Origin of the sequence: Nocardia sp. NPDC056064, from assembly GCF_042266925.1 — a bacterium.
Lineage (GTDB): Bacteria > Actinomycetota > Actinomycetes > Mycobacteriales > Mycobacteriaceae > Nocardia.
Window position 1 is genome coordinate 572043 of record NZ_JBHJWO010000001.1, and the last position, 16577, is coordinate 588619.

General features: G+C 68.0%; 15 protein-coding genes. 7 read left to right on the forward strand and 8 right to left on the reverse strand.

The window, feature by feature from the left end; translation table 11 throughout:
• Positions 1-340 precede the first annotated feature (340 nt).
• Positions 341-1006 carry an MspA family porin gene (locus ACFC06_RS02615; RefSeq protein WP_375927105.1) on the reverse strand — a complete coding sequence of 222 codons (666 nt, stop codon included), beginning with the start codon at positions 1004-1006 and terminating at the stop codon, positions 341-343.
• A 119-nt stretch (positions 1007-1125) separates the two neighbouring features.
• Here ACFC06_RS02615 and ACFC06_RS02620 point away from each other — a divergent pair, with 119 nt between their 5' ends.
• Positions 1126-1620, forward strand: a complete 495-nt coding sequence (locus tag ACFC06_RS02620) for a hypothetical protein (RefSeq protein ID WP_375927108.1) — start codon at positions 1126-1128, stop codon at positions 1618-1620.
• Between the two features lie 16 nt (positions 1621-1636).
• Here the strand turns inward: ACFC06_RS02620 and ACFC06_RS02625 are convergent, their stop codons facing one another.
• The 3 genes from ACFC06_RS02625 to ACFC06_RS02635 all read right to left on the reverse strand — a co-directional run bounded on the left by ACFC06_RS02625 (position 1637) and on the right by ACFC06_RS02635 (position 5751).
• A complete protein-coding gene (locus tag ACFC06_RS02625; protein ID WP_375927110.1) occupies positions 1637-2806 on the reverse strand; it encodes an alkane 1-monooxygenase in 1170 nt (389 codons plus the stop codon).
• 112 nt (positions 2807-2918) lie between these two features.
• A complete protein-coding gene (locus ACFC06_RS02630; protein ID WP_375927113.1) occupies positions 2919-4322 on the reverse strand; it encodes a sugar porter family MFS transporter in 1404 nt (467 codons plus the stop codon).
• A 1-nt stretch (position 4323) separates the two neighbouring features.
• A complete protein-coding gene (locus ACFC06_RS02635; RefSeq protein ID WP_375927116.1) occupies positions 4324-5751 on the reverse strand; it encodes a glucose-6-phosphate dehydrogenase in 1428 nt (475 codons plus the stop codon).
• A gap of 284 nt (positions 5752-6035) precedes the next feature.
• Between ACFC06_RS02635 and ACFC06_RS02640 the strand changes: the two genes are divergently transcribed.
• The gene (locus tag ACFC06_RS02640) at positions 6036-6911 is read left to right on the forward strand and encodes an LLM class F420-dependent oxidoreductase (RefSeq protein ID WP_375927118.1); all 876 of its coding nucleotides are present in this window, start codon (positions 6036-6038) and stop codon (positions 6909-6911) included.
• A 118-nt stretch (positions 6912-7029) separates the two neighbouring features.
• Entirely contained in the window at positions 7030-8109 is a 1080-nt protein-coding gene (locus tag ACFC06_RS02645) for an alkaline phosphatase family protein (protein ID WP_375927121.1), read from the forward strand.
• Positions 8110-8195: 86 nt separating this feature from the next.
• On the opposite strand, the gene ACFC06_RS02650 is transcribed toward ACFC06_RS02645, so the two are convergent.
• Positions 8196-9422 (reverse strand): helix-turn-helix domain-containing protein, encoded by a 1227-nt coding sequence (locus tag ACFC06_RS02650; protein ID WP_375927124.1) that lies wholly within the window; start codon positions 9420-9422, stop codon positions 8196-8198.
• Between the two features lie 399 nt (positions 9423-9821).
• Between ACFC06_RS02650 and ACFC06_RS02655 the strand changes: the two genes are divergently transcribed.
• The gene (locus tag ACFC06_RS02655; protein WP_375927127.1) at positions 9822-10052 is read left to right on the forward strand and encodes a hypothetical protein; all 231 of its coding nucleotides are present in this window, start codon (positions 9822-9824) and stop codon (positions 10050-10052) included.
• Between the two features lie 238 nt (positions 10053-10290).
• Here ACFC06_RS02655 and ACFC06_RS02660 read toward each other — a convergent pair whose 3' ends face one another.
• Positions 10291-11136 (reverse strand): class I SAM-dependent methyltransferase, encoded by an 846-nt coding sequence (locus ACFC06_RS02660; RefSeq protein ID WP_375927130.1) that lies wholly within the window; start codon positions 11134-11136, stop codon positions 10291-10293.
• A gap of 29 nt (positions 11137-11165) precedes the next feature.
• Positions 11166-12029, reverse strand: coding sequence for an alpha/beta fold hydrolase (locus ACFC06_RS02665; protein ID WP_375927132.1), 864 nt, complete (start codon positions 12027-12029; stop codon positions 11166-11168).
• A 206-nt stretch (positions 12030-12235) separates the two neighbouring features.
• On the opposite strand from ACFC06_RS02665, the gene fdxA reads away from it, so the two are divergent.
• The 3 genes from fdxA (at position 12236) to ACFC06_RS02680 (ending at position 14690) form a co-directional block, all read left to right on the forward strand.
• On the forward strand, positions 12236-12571 hold the full coding sequence (fdxA, locus tag ACFC06_RS02670) for a ferredoxin (RefSeq protein WP_375927135.1): 336 nt from the start codon (positions 12236-12238) through the stop codon (positions 12569-12571).
• 66 nt (positions 12572-12637) lie between these two features.
• Complete coding sequence (locus ACFC06_RS02675; protein WP_375927138.1) at positions 12638-13285, forward strand: dihydrofolate reductase family protein; 648 nt, start codon at positions 12638-12640, stop codon at positions 13283-13285.
• A 175-nt stretch (positions 13286-13460) separates the two neighbouring features.
• Positions 13461-14690: an amidohydrolase family protein gene (locus ACFC06_RS02680; RefSeq protein ID WP_375927141.1), complete on the forward strand. Its 1230-nt coding sequence runs from the start codon at positions 13461-13463 to the stop codon at positions 14688-14690.
• Positions 14691-14712: 22 nt separating this feature from the next.
• Here ACFC06_RS02680 and ACFC06_RS02685 read toward each other — a convergent pair whose 3' ends face one another.
• The gene (locus ACFC06_RS02685; protein WP_375927144.1) at positions 14713-16539 is read right to left on the reverse strand and encodes a glycoside hydrolase family 15 protein; all 1827 of its coding nucleotides are present in this window, start codon (positions 16537-16539) and stop codon (positions 14713-14715) included.
• Positions 16540-16577 lie beyond the last annotated feature (38 nt).

Here is a 16577-nt window from a genome sequence, read left to right on the forward strand (position 1 = left end):
GCGTGTCTGGCGCCGTGCCGGGCACGCGCGGTGCGCGATACGGCAGGGCAGCTGAATATCAGTTCTGATGTTGCGGCCGGCCGAAGATTTCGGCGGTCAGCGTGGTGGCGGTGGATGCTCACCGTGGGAGAGTTCTTCGACCATCTCCGCTCGTCCTTCCCGCAGTGCTGTGGTCGAGCCACCGGCGGGTTCTGGGACGGTGTGTGCGAACTGATTGTCGCGAAGAGGGTGACGAACGTTACACCGTTTCTGTCCGACTGGAACGTGTGTGGATCGGGTTCGCCGAATTCGTTGCGTCCGAATCGTTTCAGGTGGTGTGAGACCGGTTCCGGCGTGACTGTCAGTGGCTGGTGGCCGGACCGTAGGCGACGACGGTATCGCCGGTCTCGCTGATCACGGTGACATAGGGTCGGATGTTGATGGAGCCGACCGCGCCGGTGACGGAGGCGTGTACCGCCGACAGCTGGATGAATCCGGTGCTGCCGGAGATGGAACCGGTAGCGCAATCGACATCGACGATGCCGGGCCCGAACCCGAGCTCCATCTCGACGCCGGCCCTGGGCAGGAGACTGTTGACCGTGATTCCGGGGGAGCTACCGCCGATCGATACGCCGAGGTCGGGAGTCATCCACTCGAATTTCAGCCTGCCGTCGAAGGATGCCGGATAGCCGACCTGGTAGCCGATGACGATTTTCCCGCGGAAGTTCTCGGCGCCAGGGCCGGATATGTTGTATCCGGCTTTGCCGGAATGGAACCATTCCCTGGTCAGGGGGTTGCCGTCCAGCGGGGCGACGAACTCGATTCTGGTATCCGATTCGACTGCTTGGACGGTGCGTCCGGAGCCGTCGATGATCTGGTTGATATTTTCCGTTCCTGCTGCGGGCCCGGGCCCGATCACCGCCGCCGAGAAGAGGATGGCAGTGAACAGCCCAGTGTGGATGACTCGGTTCGGAAATAGCCGTGAAATTACCATCGAGATCCTAAGATTGTCGGAGATCGATCGCATGCGAAAGCACGAAACCGAACGGCACATTCGATCCACTGGATCGAGTACTCGCGGGGACCCCGATCGCCCGCGTCATGTCCGCATTTCCACTGCACAGTCGTGCCGAGGATATTCGGACGGTGGCCGATTACAACGCCACGGATGTCACATACAACTTGTTCCAGGTGTCTGCGCTGGTCCTACGCTCCTGTCGCCATAGCAAATGCTTTCACACAGCCGTCGGGGTTCGGGACGACTACGGATCAGGGCGACGAAGCGGGGTCTGGGCGGCGCGCGCCTGGGCCGTTTCAGAGTACCCAATGGCGACGCTGTGGAACAGCTTTTTCTATCCTGCTAATAAAACTGAACCTTGTGCCAGTTATCCAGTGGTGGTTGAACATCCGTGGTCCACGCCGCGGCGGGCAGATCGTGTACCGTACACATTCGGCGGCGAAATCGATGGTGGATGGCATATTTGTCCGGCCTGTAGCAGGGGTGAGGCCTCGGCGTGTGGTGGTGATCATCGATTCCGCCGGGTGTTCAGATGGAGAGTCTCCAAAACTGTTGCTGCAGAAGGCTATTTGTTCGATCTCGGATTCGGCATCGAATTCACCGTAGGTGCCGCTGCTCTGTGACAGATTTGTGGATCGACTACCGCGGACCGCGTCGAAGACTTCCGCCGTCGGCAGCCGGTCGCAGGAGCTTGCCGCGTTTGCTCGGCTCGATGTTCGCGCAGTTCAGATCCCCGTCGTAGTGTGCGGCGACTTTCGGGTCCATCACCCGCCGCCACAGGGGTGGGACGGTGGCCAGCAGGATCATCGTCGGGTAGCCCGCGGGCAGTTGCGGGGCTTCGTCGTCGGAGCGGAGGGTCTGGTAGCGGCGGCCGGGGTTGGCGTGGTGGTCGCTGTGGCGTTGGAGGTGGAACAGGAAGATGTTGGTGACCAGCCGGTCGCTGTTCCAGCTGTCACGGGGTGTGCAGCGTTCGTAGCGCCCGTTGGGACGGCGGCGGCGTAGCAGGCCGTAGTGCTCGACGTAGTTGACCGTTTCGAGTAGCCCGATGCCGATCGCGGCCTGCACGATCAACCAGGGGATGAGCGCTGGACCCCAGATCGCGACGAGTGTGCCGAACAGGACCGCGCTCATCGCCCATGCCTGCAGGATGTGGTTGTGTGGGCTCCACCAGCCGCGGTCGCGCCTGCGTAGACGATCTCGTTCGAGTGTGTAGGCCGAGCGGAAGCCGCCGGATATCGAGCGTGGCAGAAACCGCCACAGCGATTCGCCCAGGCGAGCGCTGGCCGGATCCTCGGGTGTGGCGACCCGGACGTGGTGGCCGCGGTTGTGCTCGACGAAGAAGTGGCCGTAGGCGGATTGGGCGAGGGCGATCTTGGCCAGCCAGCGTTCCGATCGCTCGACTCGGTGTCCGAGTTCGTGGGCGGCGTTGATCCCGATGCCGCTGACCAGCCCGACGGTGGCCGCCAGGCCGAGTTTGTCGACCAGATCGAGTTCGTCACCGGTCCACATCGCGCACGCGATCATCAGGCTGACCAGCTGGATCGGCAGGAAGAGGAAGGTGCACCACCGGTAGTAGCGGTCGTTCGACAGTGCCTGGTAGTCCTCGTCGCGTGGGTTGGCGCCGTCTTCGCCGACGATCCAGTCCACCAGCGGAATGGCGATCAACACGATGACAGGGCCGATCCACCAGAACGCCTCGATGCCGGTTCGGTAGACGAGCTGGGACGGGAGGAGCGCGCACGCGGGAGCGATCAGTCCCAGGGCCCACAGGTAGCGCTTCGGGTCGGTCCGGCTCTGTGGCTTGTCCATCCTCGGCTCCGAACGTCGGGAACGTGATCGATGCGACTACCAGATTTCATCGCGTCGAGAACCCTGTTCGTTAACCAGATGATAGCTGACCTGTCGCCCGCGGGCACCGGCGTCAGGCGGTCGCGGTGTCCGGTTTCTGCCTGCCCGCGCGGGCTTGCAGGTCGGCGTCGATCTCGGCGAAATCGCGGTCCTTGGTCTCCGGGACGAGGCGGTAGACGAACGCCAGCGCGATCAGGCAGACGACGGCGAACATCAAGAACACCGGTCCCGATCCGAGTGCTCCGGTCAGCGGCAGGAACGCCGTCGACATGACGAAGTTCGACAGCCAGCTCAGCGCCGAGCCCGCGCCCGAGCCCTGGGCCTGCACATCGGGCGGGAAGACCTCCCCGAGAATCACCCAGAACACCGGACCCATGCCGATGGCGAAGGACGACACGAACACCAGCATGCACACCAGCAGCGTCACCGAGCCGAGGTCGACGAGGAACGCGACACCGAGCAGCGCCACCGAGATCCCCATGCCGGTCAGCGAGATCAACAGCAGCGGCCTGCGTCCGAGCTGGTCGATCAAGCGCAGCGAGACGAAGGTCATCGCGAGATTCACCGCGCCGATGATGACCGAGTAGATGATCGAGTTGGACGCGCTGAGCCCGGTCTCCTCCATGATCGTCGGCGCGTAGTAGAGCACGGTGTTGATGCCGACGAACTGCTGCAGGGCGGCGAGCCCGAGGCCGACGACCAGTGCCGGGCGCACGCGCGGCGCCAGCAACGCCCGCCACCCCTTGTGCTCGGTTTCCTTGTCCTGTTGCTGTTTGCGCTGTCGTTCCTCGTCGTCGCGGCGATAACGCTGCATCACCGACTCCGCGCCCTCGGGGCCGGTGACCGAGGCGATCGCCGCCCGCGCCTCCTCGGTGCGTCCCTGCGCGATCAACCAGGTCGGCGTCTCGGGCAGCCGCACCACGATCACCGCGAGCACGACGGCCGGAATCGCGCCCACCCAGAACATCGCCCGCCAGTCCCCGCTGCCGCTGAAGGCGAGGTTCACCAGGTACGCGACGAGCATGCCGACCGTTTGCAGCAGCTGGTTGAGCGTGAGCATGCGGCCGCGGATCTGCGCGGGGGAGATCTCGCTCAGGTAGGTGGGAACGAGCGCCGAGGCGATACCGACGCCCAGGCCCATGATCAGGCGGCCCAGCAGCAGGACGGTGAAGTCCGTCGCCAGCGCCGACACGATGAATCCCATCGCGAACAGCACCCCGGCGCCGCCGAGCACCAGCTTGCGGCCGAATCGGTCGGCCAGTCCGCCGGTGACCGACGCCGACACCATCGCGCCCAGCAGCAGGATGCTGGTCACCAGGCCCTGCTGGCCGTCGTCGAGGTCGAGGTCGCCGCGGATGTAGAGCAGCGCGCCGGAGATGATGCCGGTGGCGTAGCCGATCAGGAAGGTGGCGAGGTTGATCCACAGTCCCCACCGAGCGACCATGCGCAATCCCGCGCGGGGGATCTCCTCCGCCATCTCACACCGCCTGGTCGGGCAGGCCGGTCGCGCTCCAGCCATCCGGGCCGAGGCTTCCTGCCGCGTATTCGCCCATGGGCACCTTGTTCTCGCGCCACGCCTGGCGAACCGGTTCGATGATCCGCCAGCACTGCACGGCCATGTCGCCGCGGACCGACAACGGCGGGATGCCCTCGAGAATGCCCACGAGCACGTATCCGTAGGGCGGGAGCGCGCCCGCGCCGAACTCGCCCGCCAAGCTCACCGGATCTATGTCCAGCGAGTTGCCCGGCCCGCTGATGTTCACATCGAGCGCGAGCGTGTTGGTGCCGAGCGGGATGCCGATGTGGAGCCGGTTGGGTCGGGCGTTGCCGGTCAGGCCGGTCGGAACGTGCTGGGGCGGCTGGAAGGTGACGGTCACCTCGGTGCGGGGCGAGCCCAGCGATTTGCCCGAGCGCACCCGGAACGGCACACCGGCCCAGCGCCACGTGTCGATCGCGAGCACCAGCTCGGCGAAGGTCTCGGTATTGCGGGACGGGTCGATGCCGTCCTCGTCCACGAAGGACGGCACCTGACGGCCGTCGATCTCGCCGGCGGTGTAGCGCGCGCGTCGGCTGTAGCGGATGGGGTCGTCGTCCCAGATGTGAGTCGCCCGCAGGATCTGTGCCTTTCCATCGCGCACATCCTCGCCCGCCAAGGACGGCACGGGCTCCATGGCGAACAGTGCCAGCACTTCGAGCAGGTGGCTCTGGATCATGTCGGCCATCGCGCCGGTGCCGTCGTAGAAGGCGGCGCGCCCCTCCAGGGTCAGGCTCTCGTCGAAGACCACGTCCACGCTGTGGACGTGCTGGTTGTTGAGCAGCGGTTCGATCACGCGATTGGCGAACCGCACGCCCAGAATGTTGAGCACCGCCGACATGGCGACGAAGTGATCGATGCGGTGCACATGATCTTCCGGCACGAGCTGTGTCACCAGGTCGTTGAGCGCGGCGGCGCTGTCGGCGTCGCTACCGAACGGTTTCTCGATCGCGAGCCGGGTGCCTTCGGGCAGGTCGACGCCGGTCAGGGCGCGGCAGGCTTTCTCGGTGATGGCGGGCGGCAGCGCGAAGTAGATGACGAGCTGCCCCTCGCAGGAGCCCAGCAGCGCGCGCAGATCGTCCTCGCCGGTGACATTCGCGCTGACATATCGAGTGCTGTCGATGACCTCGTGCACCTGCGGCCCGTCGGCGTTGACCGTCGCGAAGGACTCGATGACCTGCGCACGCCACCGATCGTCGTCCCAGTCGTCGAGCGCACTGCCGACAAGCCGGAGCTTGTCCACCCTTCCGGTGCTCAACAGCGCACCGAGCCCCGGGAGCAGCAACCGCGCGGTCAGGTCCCCGCTCGCGCCGAGAATGATCAGCGTCTGCTCGGGCGAGGTGTTCGGCTGTGTTGTCGAGTCTGAGGGCATTGTGCTCGGCTCCTGTCGTTCAGAGTGCGACGGGCAATGCGACTGGCTGTTTCGATCCGAAACCGACTGTTTCTCCAGGTAATTCACGACCAGCGAACCCCTGTCGCTGTCGTTGTGCTCCGTTTCCCGGAGCGCGCCGAGGCGATGGCCGCTGATGTCGCTCGATCGAACTCACGCGGGAAGTACTCTACGTCGCAGACCGGCTGGTGGACGGAATCCGGGGTTCGCGTCATGTACCCGGGTGTGGCTGCCCCGGTGCCGTCCTCGCGCCGCTCGGCAGAGGTATGGGCGGGAATAGGGCGGGGTGGGTGGCGGTTGCGTCCGGCATGACGAAGCTTGCCGGAACATACGGTGTGTGGCGTGGGTACCTGGGGTTCACTCCCGAGGCTGCGCGGGAGATCGAGGAGCTGGGGTTCGGGGCGGTGTGGCTGGGTGGGTCGCCGCCGGCGGATCTGTCGGTGGCCGAGTCGCTGCTGGAGGCGACGGAATCGTTGACCGTGGGAACCAGCATCGTCAATATCTGGTCGGCGCGGGCCGGTGAGGTGGCGGAGTCCTTCCATCGGATCGAGCAGCGGTTTCCCGGGCGGTTGTTGCTCGGCATCGGCGCCGGTCATCGTGAAGCCAACGGGGCGGAGGCGATCAAGCCGTATGACGCGCTGGTGAGTTATCTGGACGAACTCGACGCGGCGGGGGTGCCGGAGGAGAGCCGGGCGCTGGCGGCGCTCGGTCCGCGAGTACTGGAATTGGCTCGGGACCGGACCGCCGGTGCGCTGCCGTATCTCGCCCCGCCGGAGCACACCCGGATCGCTCGCGGGGTCGTGGGTGCGGATGCTCTGCTCGTCGCCGAGCAGAAGGTGGTCGTCGACGGTGACCCCGAGCGCGCGCGGGCTGTCGCCCGGAAGATGATCCCGATGTATCTGGGGTTGGTGAACTATGTCAGCAATCTGCGCCGGCTCGGCTTCACCGAGGAGGACCTGACGACTCCGGGCAGCGACCGGCTCATCGACGTTCTCGCGCTCCATGGGGAACCCGACCGGGTGGCTGCCGGGTTGGCCGAGCATCTGGATGCCGGGGCGGGTCACGTCGCGATTCAGGTCCTGAACGAGGACTACCTCGCGGCCCTGCGCAGCCTGGCGACAGTGCTGCCTCTCGCGCGGTGACGTGAGCCGCTCGACCCGGGGCTTGTCGCCGGGTCGGGGTTCCCGGTGGGCGGGACTGTATCGGTCGATTGTCCAATTCGTGGGGTGGTGGGTTCGCTCGGCAACTACGGTCCCGCACATGGCTAGCACTCACCGCGTACTCGCGGCTATCGCCCTGGCTGCTGTCCCGTTCGCGGTGGCGGCGCCCGCCCCGGCGACTCCGGTCGTGAACAAGGTCGTGGTCATCGGTATCGACGGCACACTGTGGAGCGAGGTGTCGGCGGCCGATGCGCCGAACCTCGACCGCCTGGCCGCCGAGGGCACCCTGGCACGCACGTCCATCGCCCCGCACACCACGATGTCGTGCGTCTCGTGGGCGACGGCGCTGACCGGCGTGTGGGACACCAAGCACGGGATCCAGGACAATGGGTCCACCTGCAACGCAGCACCTTTTGCGCAGTATCCGACAGTGTTCACCCAAGTGGAGCGGGAGCGTCCAGCCTTGTCGACGGCCTCCATCGGCACCTGGGACACGATCGGCATGATCGCGCGCACCGGCAGCCCGCACGCCGACCGGGTGGCGGTCACCCAGATCGATCCCACCGGTGCCGGGATCTGCGAGACCACCGCCGATTCCGCCGCCACCGCGGAGGCTGTCACGGCCATCACCGATGACGGGACCGATCTGCTGTTCACCCACCTCGATCAGGTGGACATCGTGGGTCACACGCTGCGTGGAATCTGGCCGCAGGCGTATCGCGATGCGATCAGCCGCGCGGACGGCCTGGTCGGCGAGATCGCTGACGCGGTGGACGCGCGGGCGGCGGCGCATCCGAACGAGCGGTGGACGATTCTGGTCACCACCGATCACGGCCACAAGCCGGAGGGCGGGCACGGTGGACAGAGCGCCTACGAGACAGCCAGTTTCGTGATCGCGCGCGGGCCGGGGTTCGCGGCGGGTGCGCAGAACAACGGCTACACCCTCGCCGACATCACACCGACCGTGCTTGATCTGCTCGATGTCCCGGCCCCCACATCGCTCGACGGCGAGTCGATGGTGACCGGCGGCTCGGGCGACCCCGCGGCACCGGTGCCGAACACTCCGCCGGTCGACTCCGGAATCACCGGTTCGTCGTCGGGTTCGGCGCAGGCGGCCATGGTGGCGAATCCGCTGTGCGTCCTGGGGTCCGGTTCGGCGGGCGGTTCGTCCGAGAGGTGATCCTCCCCGGGTCAGCCGTGAGGTTCGAGCACCCGGCGCGGATTCGGTCCCGGTAGGTGCCTCTCGGCCCACCGGGTGCGCTTCGGTCAGGCCGTGACGCCGAGCCGTCCCGCCAGGGCGCGCGACTCGCGCTCGTTGAGCCGACCGCCGTTCGTGACCAGTTCGGCGACGAGCGAGCGCGCCAGCGGATGGCACCGCATCGATTCCTCACTGACAGCGGTGCCGGTGCGCAGCGCGCCGAGCGTGCCGAGCCAGTCACGCTGTTGTGCGTACGCGCGCGACAGCTCCAGCCACAACCGCGAGCGGCGGTCGACCGACGGCACCGCGTCGGGGTCGACGACGCTCGCCGCGTCGAGGGCGCTGCCGGACTTGCGCAAGTCCACCTGTACCGACACCGCGCTGATTTCGGTGTTCGCGATGCCGAACAGCGTCCACGGGTGCGCCGAGCCGGCGGGGAGCGCACGCGCCATCCCCATGGCCTGATCAATCCCGCGCAGCGCGTCACCCTCCCGGCCGATCCTGGCGGCGGTGATCGCGCCGTGCAACTGGCAGGCACCCCAGAGTGCTTGCGCGTCCTGGTCGCCGTCCAGGTGCGGCTCGAGTAGCGCGACGGCGTCGACCGCGAGCCGGTAGGCGTCTTCCTCACGGCCCGTCGAGCGCCAGACATTGCCGAGTACCCAGGACGCGGACGCGAGCGTCACGGGGTCGTCGGCGATCTCGGCGGCCGACATGCACCGGTCGGCGGCGAGCCACAACAGCGGGGCGTCGGCGACCCATGCCAGGACTTGCTCGGACAGGGCGTAGGCACCCGACAGGGCAGCAGCGGCGGCCCGCCGTTCGGCCCCGTCGAGGGTGCGCAGGGCTCGGCGGCCGTCACGGATGAGTTCGGGCAGCATCGCGCCCGCGTCGGCGCGCGGGGTCGCCGATGTGTGCCACAGACGCCAAGCACGCTCGACCCGCGCGGCGAGTTCGGTGGTGTCGATCGGCGACGGGGCCGGGGTGAGGTCGACACCCTCGATCGCCTCGCGGATGGCAGGAACGACGGGGTGCCCGGCGCGGCGCGAGATGCCGACGAGCAACTCGTGCTCGCCGGTGATCTCGGTCAAATCCCGCACGCCGAGCGCCTGCCCGATCTTGAGCAATAGCTCGAGCCCCGGCGGGTGCTGGAGGCGGCCTTTTTCGACGTCGCGTAGCCAATCCTCGGACCTGCCGACGAGTCCGGCGACGACGGAGCGGGTTCGGCCGGTCCGCGTGCGGATGTTCTGGATGCGCTCGCCTATCGCGCGGGCGGCGAGTTCGTCAGGAGTCGGCATAGCGGCCTGCCTTCTTCGCGGGGTGGGGACCGCCTCGCGGATACCCCCGGCCCGTCGGCCGGGGCGCTGTCCTCCGCGAAGAGGTCACCCCAGGATATGGCCGCTGGTGTGGTCTCACCAGGGAGTCAGGTAGGGGGAATCCCCCTACCTCGCACGGTGGTTCATCGGCACCGGTTCGCCTGGTGTGTGGCGCGCAGGATTTTCCCCAACGCTCACGGCGGGTGAACTTCGAGAGTCCCCGCCGTGAGCGGAACCCGAGCGAGACCAGGAGGGGAACGTGTCTCTACCCCAACAAACGCCGAAATCCGAGCGCCCCGACCCGGTGACGATCGCGCCGCCGGAAGTGATCCGGCGGCTACTCGCCGCGCTCGATCGGTGGGAACCGAAGCGGCGCGCGTCATGAACGCAGTGGTACAGCCTCGCCTGCACGCGCTCACCAAGCGGGCCGCGCGCCGGTCGATGGCCATCCGGCGAGCACCCGAACCGCCGTACGGGTGGCAGCTCTACAGCCCGTTCCGGGTGGTCGTGTCGGGGACGCTCGACAACGTCGCCGATTGGCTCACGGCGGCCGAAGCGCGCGATGAGCAACCGGCCCCGCCAAACCTCGCAGACCTGCGGGCCGACGGGTGATCGCGCTCGGGTGGGTCCTGGTGTTCGGGCTGCCGATCGCGGTAGTCATCGGCGTGATCGTCTGGCCGGAGCGGCATCCCACCGGACCCCACGGTGGACGCGATCCGCGAGCGCGTCGAGGCGGAACGATGGCGCGAGATCAACCGGCGCGGACAACGTCGGCTCGACCAGTGGTGAGCACGAAACATCAATAGGTGCGACGCGATCTCGGGCCGGACGTGGGGGACTCGCCGGGTTCTCAGCGCCTCGCGCGCAGGATGCGGATCGCGCGCAGGGCGGCGGGCGGTTCGGCTTCGACGGTCGGGGATCGGTCGAGGTAGTGGGTGAGGAGGTCGGGGGCGGAATGGTCGTCGATGTCGGTGAAGCCGAGATCGCGTAGCTGGGTGGCGATGTCGTCGGAGGTGAAGTAGCTGAACACGGGTTCGCCGATGTCGGCCAGGCGATCGGCGCGGGCCTGCTGGTGGGCGCGGCCGTCGTCGCTGTCGGCGGGCTGCAGGTAGTCGAACACCACCTCGACCGAGGCGCCCTGACCGGCGATGTATTCGAGCGTGGCGTGGGCGGCGTTCGGAGTCAGATAGAAGACGACGCCGAGCCACACGAACACGGCCGCCTCCGACCGCTGGAATCCGGCGGACGCCAATCCCGCTGCCAGCGTCTGGGTTTCGAAGTCGACCGGCACGAAGGTCAGCGTCTCGGGGAGTTCGATTCCGGCGGCGGCGAGGCGTTCGCGTTTCCAGGCTTGGGTGGCGGGGTGGTCGACCTCGAAGACCCGCACAGTGGGGAACGGATTGCGGTAGGCGAAGGTGTCCAGGCCCGCGCCGAGGATCACGACCTGCCGCACACCAGCGGCGGCGGCCTCGGCTACGGCGTCTTCGGCGAAGCGAGAGCGCGCGGCGAAGAACAGGCGGCGGGGCCGATCGCTGACCACGTCACCGAGTTGCTGGTCGGCCAGTTCCGCCGCGGAGACCCCGAGCAGGGGCACCGCCAAGGGGTCGGTGAAGATCTGTGGGCGGTCCACGACCTGGTGGTGGGCTCGGGCGTACGCGGTGATGAGCGCGGTGCGGCTCGGTCCGTCGTTCTCCATGCCCACGAACCTACCGGGGCAGTCCGGCGCTAGAGGGCGAGCATCGCGGTGGCGACCCGGTCGGCCGAGGACGCGCGCAGGGCGGTACCCATGTTGTCGAGGACGAGCAGACGTGCGGCGGGGATCTCGGCGGCGAGGGCCTCGCCGTTGCCGACCGGGAAGAACGGGTCCGCGCGACCGTGCACCACGAGCGTGGGCAGATCGAGGTCGCCGAGTCGGCCTCGCCAGCGGGGTGCGCAGTCGATGCGGGAGAACACCATTCCGAGCTGGTTCGCCCGATGCACCGCGGGATCGGCCGCGGGTGTCCGGTCCCAGATCCGGGCCGCTGTCACCCGGGTCTCCGCCGGATCGTTGCCCAGCGGCTCCGCTGCCTCGGCGGCGAACGCGGCGACAGCGTCGCGGTCGGTCCAGTCCGGCTGCGAACGGGAGAACAGGTCGCCCAGGATCGCTGAGTCGTGGTCGGGTAGGTCGTCGTCGACCGGGCCCGGCGCGACCGGCCTGGTGCCGACCAGTGTCAGCGCGGAGAACAGGTGAGGGTGGTCCAGGGCGGCGACCTGGGCGACCATCCCGCCGACACCGATGCCGCCGAGATGCGCTGTCCCGGCACCGAGCGCGGCGACCAGCGCGGCGGTGTCGGCGACGAGGTCCCGCAGATCGTAGGCGGGATTGTCCGGATCGAGGGTTGTCGAACCGCCGGAGTCGCGCAGGTCGTAGCGGACCACGCGGCGTCCGCCGGAGGCGAGCCGCTCGCAGAGCGCGTCGGGCCAGGACATCATCGTCGTGCCGCCGACCAGCAGGATCAGCGGGTCCTCGGTGCGGCCGAAGCTTTCGATCCCGAGATCCACTCCGTTCGCCCGTACCGCGGTCGGGCCGCTGCGTAGCGGTTTCGTCATGGCGGAACGCTCCTGTCTGTAGGTACCCGGAGGTATAGACGACGGATGCGCCGGAAAGTCATCGGTGCGGTCGGGATCGGCGGCGGTGCCACCCATAAGGCTGGTTTATGAGGTGGTCGGCAGCTGACCACTACTCCGGCGTGCGGGAACGGCCCAGGATTGGGGGCGAGCCCGGTTCGCGGGGTTGCTCGGCAGAGGAGGACAGTATGGCGTTCGTGATCGGTGCCGCGTGTGTTGATGTGCTGGATCGTGCCTGTGTCGACGAGTGCCCGGTCGACTGCATCTTCGAGGGCAACCGGATGGCCTACATCCAGCCCGACGAGTGCACCGACTGCGGTGCGTGCGAACCGGCGTGCCCGGTGGAGGCGATCTACTACGAAGACGACATGCCCGACGGGCAGGACGAGTTCATCGCCGAGAACGCGCGATTCTTCACCGAGCCGCTGCCAGGTCGTGCCGAGCCGCTCGGGCACCCGGGCGGCGCGTCGGCGGTGGGTCGGCTGGGGGTCGACACCGTGTTCGTGCAGCAGTACCAGCCATGAGCCGATGTGTCACACCGCAGGAGTAGGTTCGCAACTACTTGACCGGTGCGATCGGAAGGGTTCGGGATGGCTCAGCGGGTGCGGGTGCAGAACTTCATGCTGTCGGCCGACGGGTTCGGGGCAGGCGAGGGGCAGAGCCGGGAGCGCCCGTTCGGGCATGCCGATCCGTCGAAACTGGCGTCCTGGGCGGGGGCGACGGCGCACTGGCCGAATCGTTCGGAGCCGGGCGGCAGTGAAGGGCTCGACGACTACTTCACGCGCGACTTCCACAACAACATCGGCGCCGAGATCATGGGCCGCAACAAGTTCGGGCCGCAGCGCGGGCCCTGGGAGAACTACGACTGGCAGGGCTGGTGGGGCGACGAGCCGCCGTTCCACACCCCGGTCTTCGTCCTCACCCATCACCCCCGGCCCTCGTTCACGCTGGGCGACACCACGTTTCACTTCCTCGCCGCGTCACCGGCGGACGCGCTGAAGGAGGCGTTCGCGGCGGCCGACGGCAAGGACGTGCGCATCGGCGGTGGGGTGGCGACCGTGCGGGAGTTCCTCGCGGCCGACCTGATCGACTCCCTGCACTGCGCGATGGTCCCAGATGTGGTGCTCGGTCGGGGGGAACGGCTCTGGGAGAGTCCGGACGAGCTCACCGACCGGTTCCATCTGGAGAAGGTGCCGAGCGCGAGCGGGGTCGTGCACCACCTGTTCTGGCGGAAGTGAGCCGTCCCGGACAGTCGACTCCACCCTCGCCCAGGGGTAGCTCGGCCGACGGCGGCGAAAGGGCCGCGGCCTCCCGCGACAAGGCTCGATGACTGCCTATGATCGAGCCTTCCGTAACAGCAAGCTCCAAGCAATCCGATCCGTCCGGTGTGGCGCTACGCCTTGGAGGTATCGAATGACCACTCTGCTCACTGGTGCGACCGTGTGGGACGGGCTCACCGATTCCCCGGCCGGGGTGCGCGACATCCTCGTCGACAAGGATCGGATCAGCGCGATCGGCGAGCACCTTCCCGTCCCGGACGGAGCGGTCGTGATCGACCTGGCCGGTCACACGGTGACACCGGGCTTCATGGATTGCCACACCCACGTCACCCTCACGCCGGCCCTGGCGCCGGCGATCGCGAAATCCGGTGCGGCGATCGCGCTGGCCAGCCTGCCGGTATTGAAGACGATGCTGCTCAACGGATTCACCACCATCCGCGACCTGATGACCGCCGACCTCGAATACAACACCCTCGATCTGCGCAACGCGATCGCGGCCGGTCTGATCGTCGGTCCGCGCATGCTGGTGGCGCCGCACATGATCTCCGCGCGCGGTGGCCACGGCGACTTCAGCGCGATCCTGGACGCGCAGTTCCAGGGTGGACACCGCCTGCTGGAGATGGCCGCCGCCGACGGCTGCGACGAGATCCGGACCCGGGTGCGCACCGAGATCCGCGCGGGCGCCGACTGGATCAAATTCGGGGCGACCGGCGGATTCTCCAGCCCCTCCGACGACCCGGCCCAAACCACCTACAGCCAAGAGGAAATGAACACCCTCGTCGCCACCGCACGCGACCTCGGCCGCCACGCCACCCCGCACTGCCTGGGCGACGAAGGTGTCCAGCGCGCGGTCCGCGCCGGTGTGCGCAGTATCGAGCACGGCAACCTGGCCACCGCGCAGACCCTGCGGATGATGATCGACGAGGACGTCTTCCTGGTGCCCACCCAGTACACGATGCTCGACGACGCCCGCCGCGTCGACGACGACGCCTACTGGGCTCACCAGCCCGCCTACAAGCGGCACAAGTACCGCGTCCATCGTCGAGCGCTGCTCGACGGCGCCACATTCGTCGCGGAATCACAGGTGAAGATCGCGTTCGGGACCGATGCGGGCATGTTCCCGCACGCGGACAACTGGAAAGAGTTCCCGATGATGGTCTCGACCGGGATCAGTAACGCACGAGCGCTGAAGGCCGCTACCAGCGTCGCCGCCGAGTTGCTCGAGCTCGACGATCTCGGCGTGCTGGCGCCGGGCAAGATCGCCGACATCATCGCCATGCCCGGCGACCCGTTCACCGACATCGACGTCACCGGCACCGTGGATTTCGTCATGAAGGACGGCGTGGTCCACAAACAGCCATGAGGTCGGCTGTTCCTGTGTCGGGTCAGTCGCGGGATTCGGCGCGGTCGAGTTCCTCGTCGAGGGCTTGGGCGGCGGCGATGAGGGCCAGGTGGGTGAAGGCCTGGGGGAAATTGCCGAGTTGTTCGCCGGAGGGGCCGATCTCCTCGGCGAACAGGCCGACGTGGTTGGCGTAGGTGAGCATCTTGTCGAAGGCGTAGCGGGCCTGCTGGACCCGGCCGGTGCGGGCGAGCGCCTCGACGTAGAGGAAGCTGCACAGGTTGAAAGTGCCTTCGGTGCCGCGCAATCCGTCCGGTGAGGCTTCCGGGTCGTACCGGTAGACCAGGCTGTCGCTGACGAGTTCGCGTTCCATCGCGTCCAGGGTGCTCAGCCACATGGGGTCCGAGGCCGCCAGGAATCCCATGCGCGGCATGAGCAGCAGCGAGGCGTCCAGGACATGGGTGTCGAAGTGCTGCACGAAGGCCCGGCGTTCGGGGTCGAAGCCGCGCTCGATGATCTGCGCGAACACGGCATCGCGTTCGGTGCGCCAGCGGATCAGGTCGGCGGGCCGGGCCTGCTCGGTCGCGAGGCGGATCGCGCGGTCGAAGGCCACCCAGGCCATCAGCCTGCTGTAGGTGAAGTTCTGCCTGCCGCCGCGGGTCTCCCAGATGCCCTCGTCGGGGCGGTCCCAGTTGTCGGCGAACCAGTCGACGAGTCCGGCGAACATCTTCCACCCGGCGATGCCCGCGATGCCGGTGGCCTGGGCCAGGGCGTCGGCGGCCTCGCCGTAGATGTCGAGCTGGATCTGGTCGGCGGCGCCGTTGCCGAGCCGGACCGGTGCCGAATTCCGGTAGCCGGCCAGGTGGTCGAGTGTTTCCTCGGTGAGGTGCGGGTCGCCGTCGACCCGGTACATGATCTGCAACGGTTCGCCCGAGGCGGTGCCGCCCGCCCCGACGCGTTCGCGCAGCCAGTCGCGGAAGGCGTGCGCCTCCTCGGTGAAGCCGAGATCCATCAGCGCCCGCACCGACAGCGAGGCGTCCCGGATCCAGGTGTAGCGGTAGTCCCAGTTGCGTTCGCCGCCGATCTGTTCGGGCAGGCCCATGGTGGCGGCGGCGATGGGCGCGCCGGTCGGGTGGTAGGTGAGCAGTTTGAGGGTGATCGCGGACCGGTTGACCATGTCGCGCCAGCGACCGCGGTAGGTGGAGGTGCGCAGCCAGGTCTGCCAGTAGAGCCTGCACCGGTCGAACGCCTCGCGGACACTGTCGTAGCTCGCCCGCTCGGTGAGCTTCGTGCCCGGGGCGGTGGTGGTCAGCACGATGCCGGCGACGTCACCGGCGGTCAGGGTGAAGGCCGAGACGGCGTCGGTGCCGTCGGCGCGCAGGGCGATCTGGGCGGAGGTCTCGAGGTGCAGACCGGCCACGGGGGAGTCGAAGACGGCGGCGTGGTCGTCGATCGGGTCGAGGGTGTGGGTGGCGCGCCCGTAGTCGAAGCGCGGGCGGCAGCTCAGGGTGAAGGTGAGCGTGCCGCGCACCACCCGGATGACGCGCACCAGCCGGTGCCGTTCGGCCGGTTCGTCGTCGAGGAGCGGTTCCATGAAGTCGGCGACCTCGCCGACGCCGTCCGGCCCGCTGAACCGGGTGAGCAGGATCGCGGTGTCGGGCAGGTAGAGCTGGCGGACGGTGACCGTGTGGGAGGTGTCGACCGCGACCGCGCAGTGTCCGCCCTTGTCGCTGTCGAGCAGCGAGGCGAAGACGCTGGGTGAGTCGAAGCGCGGCGCGCACCACCAGTCGATCGTCCCGTCCGCCGAGACCAGTGCCGCGGTCTGCAGATCCCCGACGATGCCGTGCTCGTCGATCGGTGGGTAGTCGTTCACGTCTCCAGCGAACACGCCTACCCGCATGCCGTCCTCAC